Origin of the sequence: Myxococcus stipitatus DSM 14675 (genome assembly GCF_000331735.1) — a bacterium.
In the GTDB taxonomy this organism is placed as follows: domain Bacteria; phylum Myxococcota; class Myxococcia; order Myxococcales; family Myxococcaceae; genus Myxococcus; species Myxococcus stipitatus.
This window is the reverse complement of record NC_020126.1, coordinates 5,414,359-5,429,094: the sequence shown is the minus strand read 5'-3', so window position 1 is coordinate 5,429,094 and position 14,736 is coordinate 5,414,359. Positions and strand designations below refer to the sequence as shown.

General features: G+C 68.7%; 9 protein-coding genes. 7 read left to right on the top strand and 2 right to left on the bottom strand.

Annotated features, from left to right (window positions below; genetic code table 11):
* Nucleotides 1-98 precede the first annotated feature (98 nt).
* On the bottom strand, nt 99-1,478 hold the full coding sequence (locus MYSTI_RS21040; protein ID WP_015349804.1) for a sigma 54-interacting transcriptional regulator: 1,380 nt from the start codon (nt 1,476-1,478) through the stop codon (nt 99-101).
* A gap of 60 nt (nt 1,479-1,538) precedes the next feature.
* Between MYSTI_RS21040 and MYSTI_RS21035 the strand changes: the two genes are divergently transcribed.
* The 5 genes from MYSTI_RS21035 (at nt 1,539) to MYSTI_RS21015 (ending at nt 13,187) form a co-directional block, all read left to right on the top strand.
* The gene (locus MYSTI_RS21035; protein WP_015349803.1) at nt 1,539-3,569 is read left to right on the top strand and encodes a serine/threonine-protein kinase; all 2,031 of its coding nucleotides are present in this window, start codon (nt 1,539-1,541) and stop codon (nt 3,567-3,569) included.
* Nucleotides 3,570-3,616: 47 nt separating this feature from the next.
* The gene (locus MYSTI_RS21030; RefSeq protein ID WP_015349802.1) at nt 3,617-5,863 is read left to right on the top strand and encodes a serine/threonine protein kinase; all 2,247 of its coding nucleotides are present in this window, start codon (nt 3,617-3,619) and stop codon (nt 5,861-5,863) included.
* Complete coding sequence (locus MYSTI_RS45560) at nt 5,844-8,261, top strand: serine/threonine-protein kinase (RefSeq protein WP_015349801.1); 2,418 nt, start codon at nt 5,844-5,846, stop codon at nt 8,259-8,261. The genes MYSTI_RS21030 and MYSTI_RS45560 overlap by 20 nt, the downstream gene beginning before the upstream one ends.
* A 114-nt stretch (nt 8,262-8,375) precedes the next feature.
* A complete protein-coding gene (locus MYSTI_RS44725) occupies nt 8,376-10,916 on the top strand; it encodes a serine/threonine-protein kinase (protein WP_233277912.1) in 2,541 nt (846 codons plus the stop codon).
* A gap of 114 nt (nt 10,917-11,030) precedes the next feature.
* Nucleotides 11,031-13,187 carry an alpha-amylase family glycosyl hydrolase gene (locus MYSTI_RS21015; RefSeq protein ID WP_015349799.1) on the top strand — a complete coding sequence of 719 codons (2,157 nt, stop codon included), beginning with the start codon at nt 11,031-11,033 and terminating at the stop codon, nt 13,185-13,187.
* Between the two features lie 51 nt (nt 13,188-13,238).
* Here MYSTI_RS21015 and MYSTI_RS21010 read toward each other — a convergent pair whose 3' ends face one another.
* Nucleotides 13,239-13,445 (bottom strand): hypothetical protein, encoded by a 207-nt coding sequence (locus MYSTI_RS21010; RefSeq protein ID WP_015349798.1) that lies wholly within the window; start codon nt 13,443-13,445, stop codon nt 13,239-13,241.
* Between the two features lie 227 nt (nt 13,446-13,672).
* Here MYSTI_RS21010 and MYSTI_RS21005 point away from each other — a divergent pair, with 227 nt between their 5' ends.
* Together MYSTI_RS21005 and MYSTI_RS21000 are read left to right on the top strand one after the other, a co-directional pair.
* Nucleotides 13,673-13,948 carry a hypothetical protein gene (locus MYSTI_RS21005; protein WP_015349797.1) on the top strand — a complete coding sequence of 92 codons (276 nt, stop codon included), beginning with the start codon at nt 13,673-13,675 and terminating at the stop codon, nt 13,946-13,948.
* 60 nt (nt 13,949-14,008) lie between these two features.
* Complete coding sequence (locus tag MYSTI_RS21000) at nt 14,009-14,731, top strand: PHP-associated domain-containing protein (RefSeq protein WP_015349796.1); 723 nt, start codon at nt 14,009-14,011, stop codon at nt 14,729-14,731.
* The last annotated feature ends 5 nt before the right edge of the window (nt 14,732-14,736 follow it).

Here is a 14,736-nt window from a genome sequence, read left to right as displayed (position 1 = left end):
GCCATGGAAATCATCGGCCACGCACTTGATGCGGCGCCGCTCTTGAAGGGCGACCCACCGTGGAATCAGTCCTCACGGTGGGCGAGGGCGACCTGGCTTCAGGCGCCCCCTGCGTCGAGCCCGTGCTTGCGCAGCAGCTTGCGGAGGTAGACGCGGTCAATCCCGGCTTCCCGGGCGGCACGGGAGACGTTGCCCTCGCAGCGCTCGACGAGGTTGCGGAGGTAGTCGCGCTCGAAGCCGTCGATGAGCTGCTCCTTGGCTTCCTTGAAGGGCAGGTCCAGCGCCAGGGACAGGGTGGACTCCCCGTCGTCCTGGCGCGAGGACACCGCCGAGGGCACGTCCGGAATGTCCGGCAGCGCCTCTTCACCCAGGCTCACCACGCGGTCCACCACGTTGCGCAGCTCGCGCACGTTGCCGGGCCACGGGTACTGCGTGAGCAGGGCGCGGGTGACGTCCGACAGCGCGCTGGGCGGCCTGCCCATCCGCTCCAGCACGGTGTCGATGAGCAGCGGGATGTCCTCGGGCCGCTCTCGCAGCGAGGGCAGCACGACCCGCAGCACCGCGAGCCGGTGGAACAGGTCTCCGCGGAAGCGGTTCTGCTTCACCGCGCCTTCCAGGTCCTGGTGCGTGGCGGCCACGACGCGCACATTGAAGGTGCGGTAGTCATTGGCGCCCATGCGCTTGACCTGACGGCGCTCCAGCACACGCAGGAGCCGAGGCTGCACCTCGAGCGGCAGCTCACCGACCTCGTCGAGGAAGAGGGTCCCTCCGTGGGCGCGCTCGAAGGCTCCGGCCCTGTCGCCGTGTGCCCCGGTGAAGGCGCCCTTCACGTGGCCGAACAGCTCGCTCTCCAGGAGCTGCGGCGGAATGCCCGCGAGGTCCGCGATGACGAAGGGCCCCTTGCTGCGGGTGCCGTGGACGTGGATGGCCTCCGCGCACAGCTCCTTGCCGGTGCCCGTCTCGCCCTGGATGAGCACGTCCGACTCGCCCGCTGTCAGCCGCTCCAGGACGGTGAAGACCTCGCGCATGCGGCGGCTGTTGCCCACCAGCGCTCCGAAGCTGGCCCGAGAGGAGAGGGGAACGGCCTTGGCGCGCTCACCCTCCGGCATGAGCCGCAGCTCCGTGGTTCCCAGGGTCAGGGTGGCCCCTGGGCGCACCTCCAATTCCGAGAAACGCATACCCTCGCAGAAGGAGCCGTTGCGTGATCCCGGGTCCGTGGCGCGCACCCCTTCGTCCCCGACCTCCAGGATGAGGTGCTGACGCGACACGGCGCGGTCTGGCAGGACGATGTCCGCCGTCGCCTCCGAGCCCACGCGGTAGCGCCCCGGCCCCAGCGGGTACACCTTGCCCGCGTCCGGTCCCGACAGCACCGCCAGCTTCACTCGGAACCGAGGCCCGCGGATCGCCGGTAGGGCGTCGGTTCGGACCTGCGATTCGTTCCCGTCCTCGTCTCCCAAGCGTGCCACGGTCCACAACATAGCACGGGGGGACCTGGGAAGTTCGGACTCTCCGGAATATGCGGTAGGTTCCGATCTGCTATGGCCTTGCAGCCCGGCGACAGATTCGGCCGATACGAGCTGGTGTCTTGGCTTGGTCGGGGGGGAATGGCGGAGACGTGGCGCGCCCGATGGAGAGGCGACGCTGGCGTCACCAAGTCCGTCCTGATCAAGCGGGTGCTTCCCGAGTTCGACTCGGACGAGGCGCTCGTGTCGATGTTCATCAACGAGGCGCGGATCTCCGCGTCGTTGTCCCACGGGAACATCGCCCAGGTCTTCGACTTCGGCCGGGTGGAAGGGCAGTACTACCTGGCCATGGAGTTGGTGGATGGGCAGCCGCTGCACCGCGTGCTGAAGCGCGCGGCGACGACGGGCCTGCCGCGTCTGCCCATTCCGCTGGCCACGTACATCGCGTTGGAGATGTGCCGGGGCCTGCACTACGCGCACACGCGCTTGGACGACAAGGGGGCTCCCTTGAGCATCGTCCACCGGGACATCTCCCCGGACAATGTGCTGATCAGCTACGAGGGCCAGGTCAAGATCGTCGATTTCGGCATCGCGAAGGCGCGCATGGCGCGCAACTTCAAGACGGAGCCGGGGGTGGTGAAGGGCAAGTATCTGTTCTTCTCTCCCGAGCAGGCGCGAGGCCACGAGGTGGATGCCCGCACGGATGTCTGGGCCACGGGGTTGGTGTTGTACGAGATGCTCTGTGGCCAGCCGCCCGTCACGGGGGGCCAGGCGTCGGTGATGATGCGGCTGGCGAATGGAGAGTTCCCGTCGCCTCGGCAGGCTCGCGCCGAGCTGCCGGTGGAGTTGGACGCGCTGGTCATGCGTGCGTTGTCGGTGGACGTGAACAAGCGCTACGAGTCCGCGAATGCGTTCGCGGATGCGCTGGCGGGGTTCCTGTATTCCTTCGCGCCTCGCTTCTCGACGATGAACGTGGCGTATCTGGTCCGGGAGTTGTTCCGCGCGGACATGGCGGCGGAGGGCCGCGAGCTGACGGTGCCGCAGTCCTTCATCGACGAGCTGGCGATGTGGCGGGCTGGCGGGGCGCCGGAGGCTCCGAAGAGGGCGCTGACGCAGGAGGAGATTGCCCGGGTCACCACGGAGCCGAGGGGCACGCGGAAGCTCCAGACGCCGGCGGGGCGCAAGCTGTTGCCTCCCTCCACGGCGAGGCTGCCCGCGCCCGTCGTCGAGCCGCCCGAGGAAGTGGAGCCGCACACGGCGAAGGCGCTGGTGCTTCGAGGGGGCGGGCGGAAATGGGTCGCGGTCCTTGCCGCTGCGGCGGTGCTGGTGGTCGGCGTGGTCGTGTTCCACGGCGGGGCGCCCCCGGTGGTGGAGAAGGGGAAGCAGGTGGACCTGTCGCCCGTGACTCCAATCCTCTCGGCGACGCCCGAGAGTCGCCACGAGTCGGACCTCCGGCAGGCCCGGGCCCATTTTGACAAGGGTTTGTTCGCGAAGGCGGTGGCCTCGACGGAGTCGTGCCTCGCCGCCAGGCCAGATCATCCGGATTGCCTGATGATCTCCGGCGCGAGCCTGGCGCGTCTGGAGCGGTTTGAAGAGGCCGTCAAACAGTACCAGCGCTTCATGGACAAGCACGCGGACCATCCCCATGTGTCGACCGCGCGCACGATGCGGGATGAGTATGCCCGGAAGGTGCCGCTGCCTCCGCTCCCTCCCAGCGTCGAGCCCGAGAAGCCCGTGACTTCGGCCCGGCCCGACGAAGTGGCCAGGCCGCCTGCTGAGTCAGCCAGACGCCCCTCGCCCACCAGAGGGGTGCCTGTGTTCGAGGTGCGGGACGACGCGCGCTCAAGCGAGCTGTTGGAGCGCGCGCGCACCCTGATCAAGGGGGGGAAGTACGTCGAAGCGAACGAGGCCGCTGAGAAATGCGCGGCTGAGTTCCCAAAGGAGGCTGACTGTCAATTGATCTTGGGAATCACGGCTGCGCGATTGGGCAGGATTGACGAGGGGGCCCAGTTCTACCGGCGCTTTCTTGAACTCGCGCCTGCGGACCATGCCTTTCGCAGGGGTGTTGAAACCCAGCTCGAGGCGTACGACGCATCCCGGCGCTGAATCCGCTGACCTGACCCTTCCTACCCCCCACTCCGCGCGCATTCCTCATGGCCCAGGAACGGTATCCACGTCTAGGTCGCTACGAGCTCCTGGCCCTGTTGGGGCGGGGCGGGATGGCGGAGACGTGGCGTGCGCGGCTGGTCGGCGCGGCGGGCGTCACCAAGCCCATCCTCATCAAGAAGGTCCTGCCCGAGTACGCGAACAACGCGGAGTTCATCTCGCTCTTCATCAGCGAGGCGCGCATCTCGTCCACGCTGTCCCACGGGAACATCGCGCAGGTCTTCGAGTTCGGCCGCGTGGACCAGGAGTACTTCCTGGCCATGGAGCTGGTGGAGGGCCAGCCGCTCCACCGCGTGATGAAGCGCGCGGCTCGGCTGGGCATGACGCGACTGCCGGTGCCCCTGGCCACGTTCATCGCGCTGGAGATGTGCCGGGGCCTGCACTACGCGCACACGCGCACGGACGAGAAGGGCGCGCCGCTGGGCATCGTCCACCGGGACGTCTCTCCCGACAACGTCATCATCAGCTACGAGGGACAGGTCAAGATCGTCGACTTCGGCATCGCCAAGGCGCGCCTGTCGCGCAACTTCGAGACCGAGCCGGGCATCGTGCGGGGCAAGTACCTCTACTTCTCCCCGGAGCAGGCGCGAGGCCAGGAGGTCGATGCCCGCACCGACATCTGGACCATCGGCCTGGTGCTCTACGAGATGCTGTGCGGGCAGCTCCCCGTCACCGGCACCGCGGAGTCGGTGATGTCGCGCATGGCCTACGGCGAGTTCCCCACGCCCCGACAGGTCTGCGGCGTCGTGCCCGTCGAGCTCGAATCCCTGGTCATGAAGGCCCTGTCCGTGGAGGTGCCGCTCCGCTACGCCTCCGCGAACGCCTTCGCCGACGCCCTGGCCTCGTATCTGTATTCCCTCTCGCCGCCGTTCTCCTCCATGGACCTCACGCACCTGGTCCGTGCGTTGTTCCAGCAGGAGTTGGTCGCGGATGGCCGGGAGCTACCGGTTCCGAAGGCCTTCCTCCAGGAGTTCTCCGCGTGGTGTGGCGCCACGCCCATCTCCCGCGCGCCGTCTCGCGCGGCCGCGCCTCAGACGATGGCGCTTGGCGCCAGCCAGGCCGAGGCGACGACGTCCGAGCACCTGCGCCCCACCAACCCGATGACGATGGTGTTGGATGCCCGGCCCGCGCCCAAGCCGCCCCCGAGCATCGCGCTGGACGAGGACGACGTCCCCACCGTCTATCTCGAGCCCACCACCATCTCCGCCCCCGAGCACCTGTCGCGCATCCGCATCGAGAATGTTCCGCTGTCGGAGCGGCGCACGGTGCTGATGCCTCGCGAGCCCCCTCGCTGGAAGCGCGTGGTGGGCACCACCGCGATGGTCCTGTTCGTCCTGCTGGGCATCGCCATCCCCTGGGTGGCCGTGTTCCGGTCGCAGCCCTCCGAGACACCCGCCAGTCCAGGCCCCCCACAAGCCGAAGCCGTCCCTCCGTCCGAGGGCCTCCGCCCGCAGCACGTCGTCGAGTATCCCGTGAAGGGGTTCCTGCTCGAGGCGGATCGAGACGTCATCCTCATCCCGTCCAGCTTCAGGGCCTTTGGTGCGCTGAACCCCGCAGAGGCGTACTCGCTCGTCGATGTCAGCACGCAGGGCAGGGGAGAAGACCCGAGTGTCCTCCCCACCGACATGGAGCCCCTGAATGTCTTCTTCCTGCTGTCGGGTGACTCGGGGCAGCTCCCGCAGAAGGCGCGCCTGGGCGAGGTCCCCACGTCGCCCAAGGTCATCGTGGGGGCCCAGGAGGTCGCCATCTTCCGCTTCGGCCCCACGCCCTCCGGCGCGATGCCCGAGCGACACATCCGCCTGAATGGCCCGACCCCGGAGCCCTCGCGCTCGTTCCACTTCCGGCCGGAGGTGGAGGGGCCTCGGCTCAACCATGCGCTGGTGCTCAAGGGGCTTGATCCCCTCGCGACGTACACGCTGAACCTGGCGACAACGAGTCGAGAGGCACTGCTCCACGGCGCGGGCGCGGGGCCGGCCACTCGGGTGGCGTGCGTGGAGTGGCGCCCCGAGGAGCCGCCCAAGCCCGACACCGCCAAGGTCCTCCCGAGGGTCCAGTTCCTCCTCGAGGTGGGGACCCAGCGCCGGGTGCAGGGCGTCCCCGGCCTCCTGTGTGCATTCGTCGATGACGGGCCGGAAGGAAACTCCGGGGCGCTCGAGGTCCGCATCGACGAGGCGCCACCCGTCAAACGTCCCAAACCCTCCGCGAGTGGATCGTATGTCCCAAGATCCCCATGAGCACTTCGGCCGCTATGAGCTGCTCGCTCAGATGGGGCGCGGCGGCATGGCGGAGACCTGGCGCGCGAGGCTGGTGGCCGCGGCGGGGGTCACCAAGCTCGTGCTCATCAAGAAGGTGCTCCCCGAGTTCGCCAACGACGAGGCGTTCATCTCCATGTTCATCAGCGAGGCGCGCATCTCCGCTTCGTTGTCCCACGGGAACATCGCGCAGGTCTTCGACTTCGGCCGGGTGGAGGGCCAGTACTTCCTGGCCATGGAGCTGGTGGATGGGCAGCCGCTCCATCGCATCCTGAAGCGCGCCGCGAGGACGGGCCTGCCGCAGCTGCCCATTCCGCTGGCCACCTACATCGCGTTGGAGATGTGCCGGGGCCTGCACTACGCGCACCTGCGCACGGACGAGAAGGGCACGCCCCTGGGCATCGTCCACCGGGACATCTCCCCGGACAACGTGCTCATCAGCTACGAGGGGCAGGTCAAGATCGTCGACTTCGGCATCGCCAAGGCGCGCATGCTGCGCAACTTCGACACCGAGCCCGGCGTCATCCGCGGCAAGTACCTGTACTTCTCGCCCGAGCAGGCCCGAGGGCAGCAGGTGGATGCGCGCACCGACGTCTGGGCCACGGGGCTGGTGCTGTACGAGATGCTCTGCGGTCAGCCTCCCGTCACCGGCAATCAAGCCGTCGTGCTGTCCAGGATGGCGCATGGGGAGTTCCCCGCCCCCAAGCAGCTGCGCAAGGACCTGCCGTCCGCGCTGAATGAAGTGGTCATGAAGGCGCTGTCGGTGGACACGTCGCTGCGCTACGAGTCCGCGAATGCCTTCGCCGAGGCGCTGGGCTCGTTCCTCTATTCCTACGCCCCGCGCTTCTCGACGATGAACCTGGCGTACCTGCTGCGCTCCTTGTACCGGGAGGATCTGCTCCAGGACGGACGAGAGCTGCCCGTCCCGGCCACGTTCGCCGAGGAGCTGCGGGTCTGGCGCGGGAGCGATGAGGCGGCGCCGAATGCGCCCACGATCCGGGTCCCCTCCGTCTCGCCGAGCGCGGTCCCCAAGGCGTCACCGGGGAAGGGGCGATGGGCCCTGCTCGCGGGAGTGGGGGTGCTCGCCCTCGCGGCGGCGGCCATCCCGTGGCTGCCATCGTCGAAGGTTCCCGAGTCGCGCGTCGCCCCTCCGTCGCCCCTGACGCCGGTCCGCACCGTGGAGGACGCGGGGAGCGCGGGTGTGCGTCGTGACGCGGGGGCACCGTCCCTTGCCCGTGCGCCCGAGACGGCCCTTCCCACGACGCCGTCGTCTCCCGAGGTCACCGGCACTGAGTCCATCGCGGACTATCCAGACGTCACGTCCATTCGGCTGGACTCGCGGCGGCATGTCTTTCGCGTGCCGTTGGACCTGGTGGCGTTCTCCCGGCTGGACTCGGCCGTCACCTATCAGTTCTGGAGCACCTCACCCGCGGAGGGGGCGGGCTCGACGGCCGTCGTGGAGCCGCAGCCTCGGTGGGCGCCGCCTGTCTACTATTTGATTTCAGGCGAAGCCGTGCGGCCGGAGGCCCGAGAGGGAATCGTCGGGCGGCAGCCGCTCAAGATCCAGGGCGCGCGGGCCATCTCGCTCTTCACCTTGGGAGAGCCCACCGAGGAGGACCTCCATCCCGAGCAGGTGTACCTCAAGGACATCCAGGTGGACGCCGAGCGGCGATTCACCTTCCACCCCGAGCCCATGCGCATCTCGCCGGCGAAGGGGTATCTGGTCCGGGGACTGGAGCCTCGGCAGACCTATGTCCTGTCATTGCTGGGCCTGGGGGACGGGGTCTTCCTGCGCGGACGCACGCAGGACCCCGCGGCCCAGGTGGCCTGCCTCGAGTGGAGTCCCGAGGGCGCGACCCCGGGCGGCCGCGACCCCACGCAGCCCTACGCCGTGCAGCCCCTCCAGTTCCTCCTCTCGGAGTGGCGCGAGGTGAAGGTGCGCGGCATCCAAGGTTTGCGTTGTGGCTTCCTCGACGATTCCCCCTTCGACAACGAAGGGGAGGCCGAGCTGCGCATCTCCCCGTGGGACCCCAAGCGCCCCAAGGAGCCGGAGCGGCCGAAGGGCACTCCCGCCGAGGAGGCGGAGCGACTGGCCTCGAGGGCGCTGCGCCTGGCTCGCGCGGGGCAACACCAGGACGCATACCTGCTCGCCGAGGACTGCCTTTCTCATGACCCGCACAAGGCCAACTGCCTCCTGCTGTCAGGGGACATGCAGGCCCGGCTCGGCAAGGTGCACGGGGCCCTGGAGCGCTACCGGACCTTCCTCCAGGTCTATCCGACCCACCCGATGAGCCCCTCGGTGAAGCAGCTCATCTCCGAGCACTCGAGGACCGGCGTCCTTTCGTCTCCCGCGTCTGCGTCCAGTCGAAATCCAGAATAGACTGACGACCCTTTTTGAACGGGATGCCGCGCGATACGTTACGCCTCAATGGCGAATGAGCAGCACGAACAGTTCGGTCGGTACGAGCTCCACTCCAGGATTGGTCGGGGCGGGATGGCGGAGACGTGGAGGGCCCAGCTGCTGGGGGCTGCCGGAGTCACGAAGCCCGTGCTGATCAAGAAGGTGTTGCCGGAGTACGCCAACGACGAGGCGTTCATCTCCATGTTCATCAGCGAGGCGCGCATCTCCGCCTCGCTGTCGCATGGGTCCATCGCGCAGGTCTTCGACTTCGGACAGGTGGGGGGCGAGTACTTCCTGGCGATGGAGTACGTGGATGGGCAGCCGCTCAACCGCATCATCAAGCGGGCGCTGCGCTCCAACTTCAACAGCCTGCCGGTCCCCATCGCCACGTACATCGCGCTGGAGATGTGCCGGGGGCTGCACTACGCGCACACGCGCGCGGATGACAAGGGGATGCCGCTGGGCATCGTCCACCGGGATATCTCCCCGGACAACGTGCTCGTCAGCTACGAGGGTCAGGTCAAGATCGTCGACTTCGGCATCGCCAAGGCGCGCTCGCTGCGCAGCTTCGACACGGCGCCGGGCATCGTGAAGGGCAAGTACCTGTTCTTCTCGCCGGAGCAGGCGCGGGGGGAAGAGGTGGATGCCCGGACGGATGTCTGGGCTTCGGCGGTGGTGCTCTTCGAGATGGTCTGCGGGCGGCTCCCGTTGGAGGGGCCCGAGTACGTGGTGATGCACAAGCTGCATTCCCGCCAGCCGCTGCCGCGTCCTCGAGACCTCCGGCCGGACCTGCCGGTGCGGCTGGACGCCATCCTCCAGAAGGCGCTCGCGGTGCGGAAGGAAGACCGCTTCGAGTCCGCGCACGAGTTCGGAGACGCGCTGGCCGGGTTCCTCTTCAAGGCCGCGCCGCGCTTCTCGTCGATGTCCGTCGCGTACCTGCTGCGGGAGCTGTTCCGCCCGGACATGACGGAGATGGGCAAGGACACGAAGGTGCCCGCCCGGTTCGTGGAGGAGCTGTCCGTCTGGCGCGCGACGACCAACCTCCTCCCGAAGCCCACGGAGATCTCCGCCCCCGAGCTGACCACGGAGCCTCAGACCCTCGAGAGCCATCCGGGGGAGCTGCCCGATGGTGGGGGCGGCGGCGCGTTGGATCTGGAGGAGGACGAGGAGGGGGGCGGCAACTCCCCGGACCGAGGCGGCTTCTTCGAGACGAACTTCCGACTCTCCACGCATCACCTCGTGGTGGCGGGCGTGGTGCTGGTGCTGTTCGGGTTGATCTGGTCGGCCTTCGACAAGCTCACACCGGAGTGGACGCCGCGGGAGAACAGCAGCGCCCATCCAGCCCGGCCGCCGCTGCCCACGCCGCCGCTGCCCACGCCGCCGCTCAAGGACGCGGATGCCCGGCGCGCGCCGGAGCCGGTGGGCGCGCCGAGGTCTGCTCCAGCCACTCCGGGCCAGCAGCCCGTGGGCCCGGACCTGGTCCGCATGCCCGTGGAGTCCTTCCGACTGGAGGCGCGACGCCACCTGTTGGGCGTGTCCTCCGGGCGCGCGGCGCTGGCGACGTTGGAGCCACAGGTGTCGTACCGCATCGCGGAGACGGGCACGCTGGCCTCGCCCGACCGTGGCAAGCCCCTGCCGACCATCTTCTTCCTGCTGGCGGGGCAGAAGGTCGCGGCCGATGCCGCGGTGGGCATCGTGACTCGGAAGGAGGAGTCCATCCGAGGCGCCACGGCGGTGAGCTTCTTCACCGTGGGCGCCCCCACGCCGCAGGATGACCTGCCCGAGCGCATCGTCTCCGTGACGAACACGCGGACTGGAGAGGAGCGGCGCCACACCATCCACCTGGAGTGGATGACGACGGACTTGAAGAAGAGCCTCTTCCTGGACGGCCTGGACCCGGCGGAGACGTACACGCTGTCGCTGACCTCCGTGGACGGTGGCGCCTTCACCCGAGGGCGGGACCAGGGCCCGGTGGTGACGGTGGCGTGTGTCCAGCAGGTGAGCCTGGAGCGTGACGGCCCAGGCGTGCCTCCGGCCCGGGCGCAGCGGTTCCTCGTCTCGCAGGGCACGGAGACCAAGGTCACCAGCGTCCATGGCTTGAACTGTGGCTTCGTGGATGAGGATTCCTCCGACAACCAGGGCGCCGTGGAGATTCGCATCCGCTCCGCCACCCAGGTCGCCGCGGAGCGCGCCGCCGCGGAGCGCGAGGCCGAAGCGGCCAACGCGGTGACGGCCTTGGCGCCACCCACGCAGGAGTCGGGTTCGCGACCAGGGGGTGGAAGCAAGACCCCGCCGCCCGCGAGGCAGGCCCAGCCCCAGGTGCTGGAGGTCGAGGCCCCCCAAGAGGAAACCCGAGGGGGTCGGGCGCTGGGCCAGGCTCGCGAGCTGTACAAGTCGAAGCGGTTCGAGGCCGCGCGGACCCGGGCGCGGGAGTGTGTCGCCATGGAGCCGGAGAACTTCGAGTGCCACCTGCTCCTCGGCTCGGTGGCGGCGCAGCTGAATCGCCTGGAGGAGGGCGCGAAGCACTATCGCCGCTTCCTGGACCTGGCCCCGTCCAACCATCCGCAGGCGAGCAAGGTGTTGCGAGTCCTTCAGGAGTACGAGTCCATCCAAGCCGCGCCGGCTGAACCCTAGCGCGGGGGCTCGACTGTCCAGTGTCGGTCAACCCCTCGACGCAATGCGCTGATTCCCGAAGCGAGCGCCGGGGGCTTTGAAAAGCCAGGAGCGCTCTCATAGAAAGTCATCCGCATGACGCGCTCCCGACTCGTCCGTTCGCTCGCCGCTCCGGTGCTGCTGCTGTCGGCGGCGTGTGGTGATTCCGAAGACTCCATTCCCCTGCGGAAGTGCGAGGTGGTGCTGACGTACGCACCCCAGCAATCCCTGTCGGGGCCCGTTTACGTCGCGGGGGAATGGAATGGCTTTGCCACGACAGGCTTGCGCATGGAGGAGCGCGGCGATGGGGTCTTCACCGCGCGCCTGGAGGGCTTGGAGCCGCGCGACTACGGCTATCGCTTCGTGGTGGCCAAGCAGGAGGTGATGGACCCGCAGAATCCGTACTCCCGCTGGGTGCGCGCGGAGGAGTACTCGAAGCTGACGGTGCCGGACTGCCGGCGGCCCGTGTTGGAGTTGCGCCGCTTCGCGGTGACGCCCGAGGGGGCGCTGGACGTGGAGGTGGCCTACCTCGACGGCACGGACGAGGCGGGGCCCGACTGGGACAAGGTCCTCCTGTCGTTGGATGGCAGCCCGGTGCCGGAGGCCCGCGAGCGGGGCACGGGCCGGCTGCGGCTGCGCAGGGAAGGGCTGGCGAAGGGCAAGCACCACGTGAAGGTGGTGGCCATGGACGCCACCGGCCGCGTCGCCGATCCGCTCTACCTGCCGTTCTGGGTGGAGTCCGAGCGCTTCCGGTGGGAGGCGGGGCCGATGTACTTCGCCTTCACGGACCGCTTCCGCAACGCGCGTCCGGAGAACGACGGACCCGTGGCGGACGTGGACCCCATCGCCAACTACGCGGGCGGCGACTTCGCCGGCATCACCGAGAAGCTCGAGGAGGGCTACTTCGACGCGCTGGGGGTCCGGACGCTGTGGATCTCCCCGGTGGACCAGAACCCGGAGGGTCGCTTCATCGGCACCGGGGGCAAGTACTACTCGGGCTACCACGGCTACTGGCCTTCTCAGCCGCGCACGACGCAGCGCCGCTTCGGCTCGCTCGAGGAGCTGCGCGCGCTGACGTCCGCCGCCCACCGCCGAGGCATCCGCGTCATCGCCGACCTGGTGCTCAACCACGTCCACCAGGAGCATCCCTACTGGACGGCGCACCGCGCGGAGGACTGGTTCAACACCGCCGCCAGTTGCGTGTGCGGCACCCAGGACTGTGATTGGGAGGAGAAGCGGCTGACGTGCAAGTTCACCGACTACCTGCCGGACTTCAACTGGCGCTCGGCGGACATGGTGGACCAGTTCACCTCGGATGCCCTGTGGTGGCTGGAGGCGGCGGACTTCGACGGCTTCCGCCTGGACGCGGTGAAGCACATGGACCAGGTGGCGGGGCGCACGTTGCGCGGGCGCCTGCGGGACATCACCGCGATGACGGGCACCGAGTTCTATCTGGTGGGAGAGACCTACGTCGGCGCGGACGGGCGTGCGCAGATTGCGCGGTACATCGGGCCCCGGGAGCTGGATGGACAGTTCGACTTCCCCCTCTACTGGCCGCTGCGCGAGTCCTTCGCGGATGGCCAGGGACTGGAGCGCGTGGACCAGGCCGTGCGCGAGAACGAGGTCTTCTACGCGCCGGGCACCCTCAACTCGCCCTTCCTGGGCAACCACGACGTGGCGCGCTTCATCTCGCAGGCGGCGAAGCAGCTGGGGGGCTCGGGGGGAGACCCGTGGAGCAACGCCCGGCCTCCGGCGACGGTGACGGACGAGGCGGCCTTCGACAAGGCCCGGTATGCCTTCGCCTTCGTGCTGACCCAGCCGGGCGTGCCGCTCATCTACTACGGCGACGAGGTGGGCCTGCCCGGCGCGGGGGACCCCGACAACCGCCGGCTCATGCGCTTCGGCTCCACGCTGACGCCGCTGGAGTCGAGGCTGCTGACCACCGTCCAGACGCTGGGGCAGACGCGGCTGGCGCACCCCGCGCTCCAGTCGGGAGCACGTCACACGTTGCGGGTGGAGAAGGACCTGTACGTGTTCCAGCGCTCGCTGCCGGGGGGGCAGGGGGCCATCATCGCCATCAACCGCGGCGAGCTGGAGCGCGCGGTGGTGGTGGAGCCGCTGGGCAGCCTGGCGGCGAGCCGGGCGACGTACGATGACGTCTTCAGTGGCGGGACGCTTCAGCTCGCTGGGATGGAGACCCTGGTGAGGATCTCCCCGCGCAGCGTGGCTGTGTACGTGCCTCGCGCCAACTAGGCCGCCAGGAGGCTGGGGGAAGGGGAGGGGCCGTCCCCTTCGGTGGAAAGACTACGGCTGCTGCGGCGCTTGCTGCTTCCCGTGCCGGTAGAACAGCACGAGGGTGTAGCAGTGGAATTCATTATCGGATGACTGGCACACCACGCGGTCGACGATCTCCAGATCCGCGTTGCTCTTCATCCAACGGGTGACGTTCTCACCCAGCTCCTCGCGCTCCTTCGCCTTGGTGGCGGAGAAGACCTTCACGCCCGTGAACATCGCCTGCCACTCCTTGTGCGGTCCCGACACAGGACAAGGGGGCGTTATCGCACGGGGTGTTCAGAGGTGTCAAAAACCCGGCTTCCTGGAGGGTAGGCCGTGGCTGGCCTCCAGGCGGGGGTTTGCAGGGGTGGGCGCATGCCTAGATTGCTCAGGTCGCACCCGGTAGGGGCGCTCGGGGCAGGGGGCCGCGAGTGGCGGCGTGAGTTGGGGAAGGGGGAAGGCCCGTGGACGTGAAGACCAAGAAGGACTTGGCTGTTGATTTCATCAACACCATCCGGACGATGGAGCCCACCGCGCTGAATGCGCTCATCGTCAAGGAGGCGGGGGAGGAACTGGCGCAGTTCTTCCTCAACTACAGCGCCAACCTCATCTCCAAGGACCCATCCCGGGTGCTGGAGAACACGTCCTCGCTGATGTTGATGGGCTACCTCATCCGCACCTACGAGGAGAAGAACACCCAGTCCAAGCAGGGCGCCTTCCAGTCGTACGCGTTCGCCTGAGGGCCACTCGGGCAGCGCGGGCTCGACAGGCCCGGGGGAGCCTGTTAGGGAGCGGCGCCCATGCTCATCGACCTGCACGCCCATTCCCACCTGTCCAAGGGGTGCGAGTTGGACCCTCGCGCCGTGTTGGAACGGGCCGCGCTGTTCGGCCTGGACGGGGTGGCCTTCACCGAGACCAACACCCAGGACGGCTGTGATGAGCTGTTCGAGATTGGCGCGAAGTCGAAGGTGAAGGTCTTCGTCGGGTTGGAGCTGCTGACGGACCGGGGGCAGTACCTCTGCTTCTTCCCCAAGCCGGAGCTGGCCCCGGAGCCCGTGCAGATGTGGGGCAGCAACCGCGAGAAGCCCTGGAGCGCCGCGGAGTGCCTGCCCAAGGTGAAGGCCCTGGGCGCCGCCATCATCGCGGCCCGGCCTTTCGACCGGGACTCCGTCCACCCGGCCATGGACTATGTCCGCTCGCTCAACGTGCTGAGCGCGGTGGAGGGCTACAACGCCCGCGTGAAGCAGACCGCCAATGACCTGGCCGTGGAGGCCGCGGAGGCGCTGAAGCTCCCCTGCACGGGCGGCAGCGACGCGCGCAGCTCCCTGGATGAAGTGGGCCGGGGCGCCACGTTCTTCAAGAACCCGGTGGCGACGCAGGCCCAGTTGGTGGCGGAGCTGCTCAAGGGCGACTTCTGGCCGGTGATGGCCGGAGAGCTGCCCCGGCTGACGCGCCCGGGGGAGGCCCAGGCGGCTCGGAAGCAGGGCGGCGGCGGCAACAAGCGTCGTCGCGGCCGCCGGTAGTCCCT

Coding starts and splice junctions, on each gene's coding strand:
- MYSTI_RS21040 (WP_015349804.1), bottom strand. CDS start 1,478: ATGTTGTGGACCGTGGCACGCTTGGGAGACGAGGACGGGAACGAATCG.
- MYSTI_RS21035 (WP_015349803.1), top strand. CDS start 1,539: ATGGCCTTGCAGCCCGGCGACAGATTCGGCCGATACGAGCTGGTGTCT.
- MYSTI_RS21030 (WP_015349802.1), top strand. CDS start 3,617: ATGGCCCAGGAACGGTATCCACGTCTAGGTCGCTACGAGCTCCTGGCC.
- MYSTI_RS45560 (WP_015349801.1), top strand. CDS start 5,844: ATGTCCCAAGATCCCCATGAGCACTTCGGCCGCTATGAGCTGCTCGCT.
- MYSTI_RS44725 (WP_233277912.1), top strand. CDS start 8,376: ATGGCGGAGACGTGGAGGGCCCAGCTGCTGGGGGCTGCCGGAGTCACG.
- MYSTI_RS21015 (WP_015349799.1), top strand. CDS start 11,031: ATGACGCGCTCCCGACTCGTCCGTTCGCTCGCCGCTCCGGTGCTGCTG.
- MYSTI_RS21010 (WP_015349798.1), bottom strand. CDS start 13,445: ATGTTCACGGGCGTGAAGGTCTTCTCCGCCACCAAGGCGAAGGAGCGC.
- MYSTI_RS21000 (WP_015349796.1), top strand. CDS start 14,009: ATGCTCATCGACCTGCACGCCCATTCCCACCTGTCCAAGGGGTGCGAG.